The following is a 9620-nucleotide window of genomic DNA, read 5'->3' on the forward strand; positions in this document are numbered from 1 at the left end:
CCCCGGTAGGCCCGTACCCGCTGCTGCTGTCGACTGCCCCACACCATTCAACGCCTCCACGATCGAGGTGTTGCGACGACCGGTTGAGTCCGTCCAGTGCCCCGCGACGGCGCGGTCTTCGACCTCAGCGGGACGTTCGCTGATGTTGACCATGCCCGGGATCTGTCCGCGCCGCTCACCTTCGCGCCGGCGTGGCTTGCGCATGCTGAGCCCGGTGCGCAGATGCTTGACCAGCTCCCGCTGCAGCCCGCCGCGGGCCTGCACGAACAGCGACTGGCCCGAGCGCAGCGTCGGCGGGCCGGCGATGAGGACGGCGGGCGCGGCGGGCATCACCCCGCCACGTTGCACGAACCAGCGCCGACCAGACCGTCTCGACACGCCTGCCGCGGCGGCCGCCTCCTGGGTCGAGGATCCACGACGCGACCGCCTGACCTCAAGAGACCCCTTTGCAACGACGCAACGGTGCCGTCACCCCGCCGAGCGCCAGAGCGGGCGCCCGCGGCGGACGGTTAATTGCAGGACTGATCCTTCGAGTTTCTGACGCAAGACGGTTCCTCGGTACTCGTGATCAGACGCAGAGAACCTCCACGCTCACTGACGGGGCCGTACCCGTGCTGGCGTCCACATCACCGTGGCGCCGGACAACGCGGCTGTCATTGTGAACGCCGACCCCCTGCCCCACTGGGTGAGCGTCGTCAGCCGCAGGATGCGGTACCGATGAACGCCCGATCACGCAAACCTCCTTGAGAACGGTTTCCAGGCGGTGTGCGCATTCCTGGCTGCGTCTTTAGATTAGAACGGTACCGGCGAGGCGGGCCGTCCGGGCTCGAGATCTACCACCGTGACATCGGCGAACGTGATGGTGACTCCTCTTTCACCTGTCTCTTGCTTTGGAGCCTCGAGAGCCAGCAGAGCGAAGCTCACGTTGGTGAACCACTGGGCGGTCTCGGCCGAGAGCAGGCGAGCTCCGAGTCCGGCGAACTCGTGACTCTTCTGGTGACCGGCCCGCACGACAAAGGTGTAGCTGGTTTCGTGCGCATCGACGCTGAGCGTGAGCACGCCTTCAGACGGCAACAGCACAGTCTCCAACGTGTTGAAATCATCTACGGTGCGAGACAGGCTGGCCGTGCGGTCCCCGGTGGCGTCGACGGCGACCGTCAGGGCGTAGCAGTGCTGCCGGTCGGCGTAGGCGGCGACGCCTGCGATGCTACCGGGCTGCAGATCAGCCAACGTGACACTGAGACGCTGGTCGTATTCCGTCTGGGGCAGCAGCAGTGCCCCCACCGGGCCAGGACCGCTGGTGCGGGGATCACGACCGACCGGCATCTCGATCCGAGCGTCGGTGGCAGCAGCGTCCAGACCCGCGGCTGGAGCTCCAATAGTCTTCCAGCCCCGGCTCCAGAGGGTGTCGGGTACCTCGCGAGCTGCGGCGGGTCCGCTGGGTGGACGTGTTCCCTCGACGTGCAGTTCGGTGGTCCCTCCGTCGCCGACATAGGGCCAGCCGTTCTCCCAGCGCACTGGCAGCAGGAAGGTCTCCCGACCCAGCGCGTGGTGCTGGGCCATGCGCGGGTGACGGGTACCCAGGGCCAGGGCCCACGCGGAGCCGTCGGGGGCATCGACCAGTTCGGCGTGGCCAAGGGTCTGGATGGGGTGAGCCACGCGGTGTCGGTGAGTGAGGATCGGGTTGTGCGGGGCGGGCTCGAAGGGCCCCCACACCGAACGGGAACGGGCGATGGTCTGCATGTGCCCCTTCCAGCTCCCGCCTTCGGCCGAACAGAGGTAGTACCAGCCGTCCCGGGTGAAGAGGTGTGGGCCTTCGATGTCGTTGCTGCTGAAGCCGTGGGGGGCGGTGATCTCACGCAGCGGACCGAGTTGCCCCGTCTCGAGGTCAATGGTCGCCTGTACCAACGGCCCCAGGCCCTCGGGACCGAACTGCAGGGTGCGGCGGGTGTAATACCAGATTCCGTCGTGGTCGCGAAACAGTGAGGGGTCAAAACCCTCGTCGTCGATCCACAAAGCATCGGACCATTCACCAGTCGGGTCCGTGGTGCGCACGATGAAATTTCCCTGGCCCCGGACCGCGTTGGTACACGCCAGGTAGAAGACCCCGTCGTGGTGGCGAAGGGTGGGAGCGAAGAGCACCACCGGACCGTCCTGACTGTCCCGCCGATACTGCTCGGGGCGGGTGATGGCGTGACCGATCGTCCGCCAGTTGAGCAGGTCGGTGGAGTGACGGATGGTCACGCCCGGCATCAGGTCGAAAGTGGAGTTGGCCAGGTAGTAGTCGTCGCCGACCCGCACGACAGAGGGGTCGGGGCTCACGCCCCGCACCACGGGGTTGCGGTAGCCGGTGTCGGAGCTGGTGTGAGCATTCATGTCAGTCCTCTGAGGGTCGGTAGCGGGTGGGCGATGAAGTCAGGCGGATCAACGTCTGAAGGGTGAAGCCGCGCTTCTCGTCGTTCGTGCCTTTGTCCCTCGGTGGAGGACCCACCGTTCAGGGGAGGGGTTGGGGCTCAGCGATCGCAGGTTGTTGTGTCTCCGTCGGCGGGGTGGAGGAGCCAGCGGCTGAAGAACGTCGTCGTTGCTTCGAAGGCCTCCTGCCGTGCGGTGTCCGAGCCCGTCCACACGTGGCCAGCGCCGTGAAGCAATCGCAGGTCGACCTGAGCTCCCGCCGAGTGCAGAGCGTCTCTCATCCGTTGGGACTGCCGCGGGGCGACGAAAGAATCGTCCGCGCCGTGCAGGAGCAGGAACGGGCGCCCTTCCACGAAGGGGGCCGACACCTGCAGGGCAGGGCTCGCTTCTCGAACGCGCTCGACCCGTTCGGTGACGGGGTGGCCAAGCAGCTGAGACTCACGCGAGTCCGCATCAGTCACGGGGTGACCGAGATCCCCCGCACAGGTAGTGAGGTCTGTTGGGGCGTACCAGGAAAGGACAGGTCCGGTGACGGCCCGTCGGAGTTGCTGGTCGGGGTCGCCCGCGCTTGCCCCCACTGCGGCCAGGAGTGCCAGGTGACCTCCGGCCGACTCACCCCACAACCCGAGACGGGTGACGTCCACTCCGAGGTCCTCGGCCCGCGACTGCAGATAGGTGATAGCGGCCAGGACGTCGACCAGCGGCGCTGGCCAGTGGGCCTCGGAGGAGAGTCGGTAGTCGACGCTGACGACGGCGATCCCGGCGTCTAGAAGGGCGGCGAAGAGGTCACCGGCCTGGACATCACCCGCCCAGCGACGATCTCCCGCTCTCCACCCGCCGCCGTGCAGGAACACGACGACGGGCGGGCAGACGTCGTCCGCCGGGAGGTACAGGTCTAGTTCAAGCCCCCGGATCCCCGGTGGTGTGGCGTAGACGACACCGGACACCACTCGACAGCGCGACGACGGCCCCTCCCCCCGCAGCACCGGCGCTGGCACCGGCCATGCAGACGGGTGCGGTGGCCGGGGCAGCGACCGAGGGTCGTGGTGTTGGGTATCAGTGGGGGCAGAGGTCATCAGTCCCCCTCCACCCTTGAAGTGTCAGCGCGCGCGGTGTAGTCAGCTTGATCGGCGCGGTCAGCATGATCGGCATGATTGTCGAGCCCCTGGGGGGTGTCCCAGGTGAAGCCGGGGTGGAGTTCGAGGTCAAGTTCCTTCGCAGCCGAGAGCAGGTGAGCAATCTCCGGAACGAAGGGAGGTTGCGGTTCCAGGGAGTCGGTGGGAGTCCCCATGCGCTGGGGGAACCGTTCGAAGCCGCCACTCACGACGCCGAGCAGACGGGCCGCCTGCATCACCTGGTAGGCGTGGGGCAGACCGGCCGGGACGAACCCGAAGTCCCCCGTGCGCAGGACGCGCGAAGACTGATGACCGTCCGCGTCTTGGACGTGCAACCGGACGGCACCCTCGAGGACGTAGAAGACCTCGTGAGTCCGGCCGTGGGAGTGGGTGGGGATGAGTTCTCCACTGGGGCACAGGCTGGTGAAGACACCGAAACCTCCTTCGGACTCCTCCCCGCTGACCAGGAGGGTGAACAGGTCCCCGAAGAGGTTGGCGTGCTCCCCTTCCCCCCGGGACAAGAAGTACGGGCGGGGGGCGCCGGGTAGGACTCCGGACCAGGCGGGTCCACCGTCAGGGCCACTCAGGTACTCGTAGGTCACGCCCGGTCTCCTCGATGAATTGTGCTCAGCTGCGGCGCTTGCGCCGCCGGGACCGGGCAGGTGAACCGGTGGGTACCACCGGCGACCTCCCGCCGTGTTCCGTCCGGCAGGTCAACCTCTGCGGTCGTGGCGGCGGGCAGGTCCAGGTCGAGTGTGAACGTGGTCGCATCGCGTTGCCAGGCCACCACCAAAGGCCCGGCGGCTGTCTGCAGGGCGCTGTGTGCCCGGGTCAGCGTGGGGCCGGGGACCGGACGGATCTGCACCGTTCGGTATCCCGCTTCGTCGGCTTGCGGGTCCTCCGGTAAACGAATCCCGGTGACGTGGGTGTGCAGGAAGGAGGCGACGGCACCCTTGCTGTAGTGGTTCAGTGAGCCGCGGGCGGCGCCGTCGGCGTCGACGCCATCCCACCACTCCCACACCGTGGTGGCCCCCGCCGTGAGCATCCCCAACCAGGACGGGTTGCCGTCGCTGGTGAGCACCCGGTGAGCCAAGTCCGGGTACCCAGCATCGGCCAGGGTGGGCAGCAACATACCCGTCGAGAGGAAACCGGTTCCGAGGCGGTCACCAGCAGCGGCCACAAGTTCGGCCAACCGCTTTGCCACCGCCGCCCGCCCCTCCGCGGGCACGAGATCGAAGGCCAGTGCGCGGACGTAGTTCGCCTGCGACTCCTGGGTGAGGAACCCGTCAGCGCCGATGTATTCACGCTGCCACGCCTCGCGGGCGTGCTCGGCCACCTCTCGCGCCCAGCGAGCGGTCTCCTCGTCATCGACCAGGCCGGCCATGCGAGCGGTGAGCTCGGCCGATCGGCTCAGGTAGGCGGTCGCCACGATCCCGTGGTCCACGCTGGCGTCGGGGTTGGGCGCCACCCCCGGCTCCAGCCACTCCCCGAAGTGGAAGCCGGTGTCCCACAGGTACCGCTCGTGCTCGGCCGGTTCCGGGCGACTGGTGGCCCGGTCGGGGTGTCGCTTCGCAGCAGCCTGCGCGGCGGCGTAGGTGACCCACGCGACGGCGCTCGGCAGGCTACGGCGCAGCGCGTTCAGGTCCCCGTAGGCTCGAAACAACTCCCACGGGACGATGACGGCAGCGTCGCCCCAGCCGGCCGATCCTGTCGCCTGGTCCTCGAACTCGTTGCCGGAGGGACCGCTGCCAGAGGGGTTGGGGACGACCGTGGGAACGCGTCCGTCGGGCCACTGGTCGGCTGCGAGGTCCAGCAGCCACCGCTCGGAGAACGCCTTGACGTCCTGCAAGAGGGTGGCGGTGCCTACGAAGACCTGCCAGTCCCCAGTGAACCCGGACCGCTCTCGTTGGGGGCAGTCGGTGGGGATGGCGCAGGCGTTTCCCAGCAGACTCCAACGGACGACTTCATGCAGCTGTTCCAGGCGTGGATCGCTGCAGCTGAACTCGCCGGCGCGACTGAGGTCGCTGTGGACGAAGACGGCGTGGACGGTTGATCGGATCAGGCGTGACAGTCGCGCGACAGGTTCGGCGACGGGCCTATTCTCCCTGTCCTCATGGTTGTCGTTGTCGTCGTCAGCGCTTGACGCGTGCGGACTTACCCACTGCTGCAGATCCACACCGTCGACCTGCAGGTAGCGGAACCCGTGCGTGGTGTGCCGGGGTTCGAAGGCGGCTTCGGGATCAGGTCCGGTCACGACACTGTCGACCTGACCGGCGGGCAACAGCTGACCCGTGGCGAAGTGGAACGAGCGCAGGTGCTCCATCGTCAGCAGCCCGGCCGGATCGAGGCTCTCGCCGTAGGTCAGACGCAGTGTCGTGCCTACAGGGCCGAACGCGCCCAGCGCTCCTAGGTGAACCCAACCGTTGATGTTCTGCCCGAAGTCGACGACAAACGTACCCGGACGGGGACTGGTAATGGCGACCGGCGTCAGACGACGCTGACGGCGGACGGCAGGGTCAGCAGCCGGGACCAGACGGTCGCGGTCCTCGGTCAGTGCATCGTGCAGCAGCTCTACCGGCTGCCACCCCTGTCCCCCGCCGGTGAACCACTGGGGGTCGAACAGGCAGTGGTCCTCGGCCTGACCGTCCATGAGGTCCGCGCGGGTGATGTGGCTCAGACGCCACCGCCACTGCTCGCCAGTGCCGACGATCAGTTCGCCGGCCGAGACGTCGGTTGTCTCGACCTGTCCGTCGGACTGGTCATCATTGGCGTCTGTGGTCGACGTCCGACGGACGGCGGCGATCGCGCCGACCCGATGTCCGAACCCGTCAGCCCGTCGTTCGAAACCGTGCCGGCCGCGGAACCAGCCGTCCGAGAGCAGGATGGTCACGGTGTTGGTGCCCGGCCGCAGGTTGTCGGTGATGTCCCAGCTGTGGACCTGCAGTCGAGAGCGGTAGGCGGTGAATCCCGGGGTGAGTTCCTCGTCACCGACACGGACGCCGTTGAGGAAGAGTTCGTAGATGCCGTGCGCCGTCGCATGGATCGTGGTCCGAATGTCTGCTCGGGCCTGGGTCCTGAGCGTGCCGTCGGTGCTGAATGAGGTCTGCAGCAGGTAGGCCGGCCGCTCCCCGGCCGGCGCTGGCGAGAGCTCGGCGGGGGAGATCCACCGGGCTCCGGCCAACGCTGCACGGGGCGACGGTCCCGGCTGCACGGCTGTCGGAGGTCGCCTGGCGGGGGGGACGGGCTGACTTCTGCTGGCCCGCGGGCCTGAAGGGCGCGGTACGCGCTCCAGCGGCGAATGAAGCATTCCGAGATCCATGGCTCGTCCCCTTCGACGACGTCGAGCAACACCGCATGACCTAACGAGCGTCAATCTAACACTTAACAGCTGTACGGTTCGAGTGCTACGGTCTGTCCCACCGCAGGCTCAGTGCTGAAGCCTCCCGACAGCGAAGGCGCTCGTCATGACGACCACTCCAGGCACCTCCACACCCGGCACCTCCCCCTCCAACTCCCCCGGTAGGAGCACTCCGAGACCCGCCACGAGTCCGGTGCCGCCGGCGACGGGTGCGCTCACCGCGGGCGCTACCGCAGACGCACCTCCCACCAACTCCGAGGACCCCCGAGGCGGCCACCCTGCAGCAGGGGCCGGGCGCGGCTACCTCATCGCCCTCGCCGCGGCCTCGATCGCGGTGATGTCTTCGGTCTTGTCGGTAGCGATCCTGACCTTGCCCTTGAAGGCCGAGTCGATCGCCGGCGGCCGAGCGACGACCCTCATCTCGGTCGCCAGCGGTGTGGCCGGCGCGGTGGCCTTGATCGCCAATCCGATCTTCGGACGGTTGAGCGACCGTACGACGATGCGGTGGGGCCGACGACGTCCCTATGTCGTCCTGGGCGCCGTGTTCATGGCGGTGGGGTCTGTCCTGGTGCTGCAGGCCATGTCGGTCTGGATGCTGAGCATCGGCTGGGTCCTGATGACCATGGGTCAGATCAGCGCGCAGGCGGCCTTGGGGGCCAGTATTCCCGAGCAGCTGGCTCCTGAACGGCGAGGAATCGCTTCGGCCGTCTTCGGCGTGGCCGGGACCGCAGGCGCCCTCATCGGTCTGGGGTTGGGCAGTCTGCTCTCCCCCTCACTGCCGGCCATGATCTTGGCTCCTACCGCTTTGGCGGTCCTCACCCTCCTGGTGTTCGCCGTCGTCCTGCGCGACCGGCCGTTGCCCTCGCAGGAGCGCCCGGCACTGGTTCTCTCGGAGGTCTTCGGAACGTTCTGGGTGAACCCGCGTCGCCACACCAGCTACGCACTGGCCTTCGGTAGCCGCTTCGCGGTCTTCTGCAGCATCGCCGCCGTCAACGCCTACCAGGCCATCTACCTGATCATGGGACTGCACATCCCCCCCACCGAGGTGGCGGGGAAGATCTTCCTGGCCAGTTTGGTCTCGGGCCTGACCGCGCTGCTGTTCGCCATGACCATGGGCAAGCTGTCCGACCGGATCGGTCGTCGCAAGCCCTTCGTCGTGGCTGCTGCCCTCATCTTCGCCGTAGGCCTGGCCCTGGTGGCTACGGCCTCGACCTTCAACGGCTTCCTCGTGGCGGTCGCCGTGATGGGTATCGGTCAAGGGGTCTACCTGGCCGTGGACTTCGCCCTGATCACGCAGGTGCTGCCCGACCCGAATAACCCTGCCAAGGACCTGGGCATCATGAACCTGGCCAGCTCCCTGCCGAACATCGTCGTCCCCGCGGTGGCTCCTGCCCTGCTGGCGCTCGGTGCCTCGGCCAGTTCACCCCAGAACTTCGGCGCGCTCTTCCTGGCCGGTGCCGTCGCGGGGCTGCTGGGAGCTGTGCTCATCGCGCCGATCCGCATGGTGCGCTAGACATGGTTCGGTAGCCGCGCCGCGCGATCCTCCGGGAGGGAGACGGCGGGGAAAGCACACCACGTCGTCTCCCGACCACTACGAGCAATGCCAATGCCCCCCGCCGCCGCGCGGAGGCTTAGAGTGACGCCTCGCCCTACCACCAGGAGATGCCGTGCCCTTGACCGATGACGTTCCGGTCCGTCGTCGCAGCAACCGCCAGGCGATTGCGACCGCCGAGCGGCGCGAGCAGATCCTGGACGCCGCCATGACCGCCTTCGCCGAAGCCGGCTACCACGCGACGTCGATGCGGGACATCGCCGGCCGGGTCGCCCTGTCGCACACAGGCCTGCTGCACCACTTTCCGGACAAGGCGGCACTGCTGGAGGCGGTTCTGGACCGCGACCTGGAACGCGCAGCCGTGGACGCCATGCTCGATCCCCGTCAGGGTGAGTCCTTCCTACGAGGCCTCGTGGCGCTGGCTGAACGGGATGCGCGAGACCCCGAGCGCACGCGCTTCTACTGCGTGGTCGGGGCCGAGGCGCTCACCCCTACCCACCCCGCACACGGGTACTTCCGCCAGTGGTACGCCCGGGTACGAGAAGCGGTCACCGCAGCACTGGAAGACCTCGAACGTCGGGGTCACTACACCGGCCCCGCCGGAGGCATCCCCCTGGCCGCTGTCCACATCGCCTCGATGCGTGAGGGTCTGAACCAGCACTGGCTGCTGGCCCCGGACGAGGTCGACCTGGTGGCGGCCGTCACTGAGCAGCTCCAGCAGTACACCGATCTCCCCCTCAACGTTCTCCACGGATCCAGCCGGTCCACGACCGGCGCCTGAGGCCTACCACCCCGGCGCGTCGCCTGCACAATTCCATCCCGCTTGACCGTCCTTGAAACGTGTCAAGAAGAGCCTTGCCGTTGCCTCGCACCACCACGAACAGGAGCACGACATGGACGCTACCGAGGCCCAACGCACTCACGCCCTCGCCGCACTGCGCCAGCAGACGATCGAACTCCCCAGCTGGGCGTTCGGCAACTCCGGCACCCGCTTCAAGGTGTTCGGCACCCCCGGCACCCCCCGCGACCCGTTCGAGAAGGTCTCCGACGCCGCTCAGGTGCACCGGTACACCGGCATCGCCCCGCGGGTCTCGCTGCACATCCCGTGGGACCTGGTGGAGGACTACGGCAAGCTCGCCGCCCACGCCGCCGACCTGGGCGTCACGATCGGCATGGTCAACGC

Annotated in this window: 6 protein-coding genes and 2 pseudogenes; 3 read left to right on the forward strand and 5 right to left on the reverse strand. The window is 67.9% G+C overall.

Annotated elements, in window-relative coordinates; genetic code table 11:
- From CLV37_RS28710 to CLV37_RS26245, 5 genes and pseudogenes are all read right to left on the reverse strand, one after another.
- Positions 1 to 276: pseudogene (locus CLV37_RS28710) on the reverse strand (hypothetical protein); the annotation flags it as partial.
- Positions 277 to 792: 516 nt separating this feature from the next.
- Positions 793 to 2376, reverse strand: a complete 1584-nt coding sequence (locus CLV37_RS26230) for a glycoside hydrolase family 43 protein (RefSeq protein WP_106215688.1) — start codon at positions 2374 to 2376, stop codon at positions 793 to 795.
- Positions 2377 to 2513: 137 nt separating this feature from the next.
- Positions 2514 to 3359, reverse strand: coding sequence for an alpha/beta hydrolase (locus tag CLV37_RS26235; protein ID WP_170127526.1), 846 nt, complete (start codon positions 3357 to 3359; stop codon positions 2514 to 2516).
- Between the two features lie 128 nt (positions 3360 to 3487).
- Entirely contained in the window at positions 3488 to 4129 is a 642-nt protein-coding gene (locus CLV37_RS26240) for a quercetin 2,3-dioxygenase (RefSeq protein WP_106215690.1), read from the reverse strand.
- A complete protein-coding gene (locus CLV37_RS26245; protein ID WP_170127527.1) occupies positions 4126 to 6708 on the reverse strand; it encodes a family 78 glycoside hydrolase catalytic domain in 2583 nt (860 codons plus the stop codon). Before CLV37_RS26245 ends, CLV37_RS26240 begins: the two co-directional genes overlap by 4 nt.
- A 370-nt stretch (positions 6709 to 7078) precedes the next feature.
- Here CLV37_RS26245 and CLV37_RS26250 point away from each other — a divergent pair, with 370 nt between their 5' ends.
- From CLV37_RS26250 to CLV37_RS26260, 3 genes and pseudogenes are all read left to right on the forward strand, one after another.
- Positions 7079 to 8398: an MFS transporter gene (locus CLV37_RS26250; RefSeq protein ID WP_170127528.1), complete on the forward strand. Its 1320-nt coding sequence runs from the start codon at positions 7079 to 7081 to the stop codon at positions 8396 to 8398.
- A gap of 154 nt (positions 8399 to 8552) precedes the next feature.
- On the forward strand, positions 8553 to 9218 hold the full coding sequence (locus CLV37_RS26255; RefSeq protein WP_106215692.1) for a TetR/AcrR family transcriptional regulator: 666 nt from the start codon (positions 8553 to 8555) through the stop codon (positions 9216 to 9218).
- 112 nt (positions 9219 to 9330) lie between these two features.
- Positions 9331 to 9620, forward strand: a pseudogene (locus tag CLV37_RS26260) (L-rhamnose isomerase); the annotation flags it as partial.

The organism is Kineococcus rhizosphaerae (assembly GCF_003002055.1).
GTDB lineage: Bacteria > Actinomycetota > Actinomycetes > Actinomycetales > Kineococcaceae > Kineococcus > Kineococcus rhizosphaerae.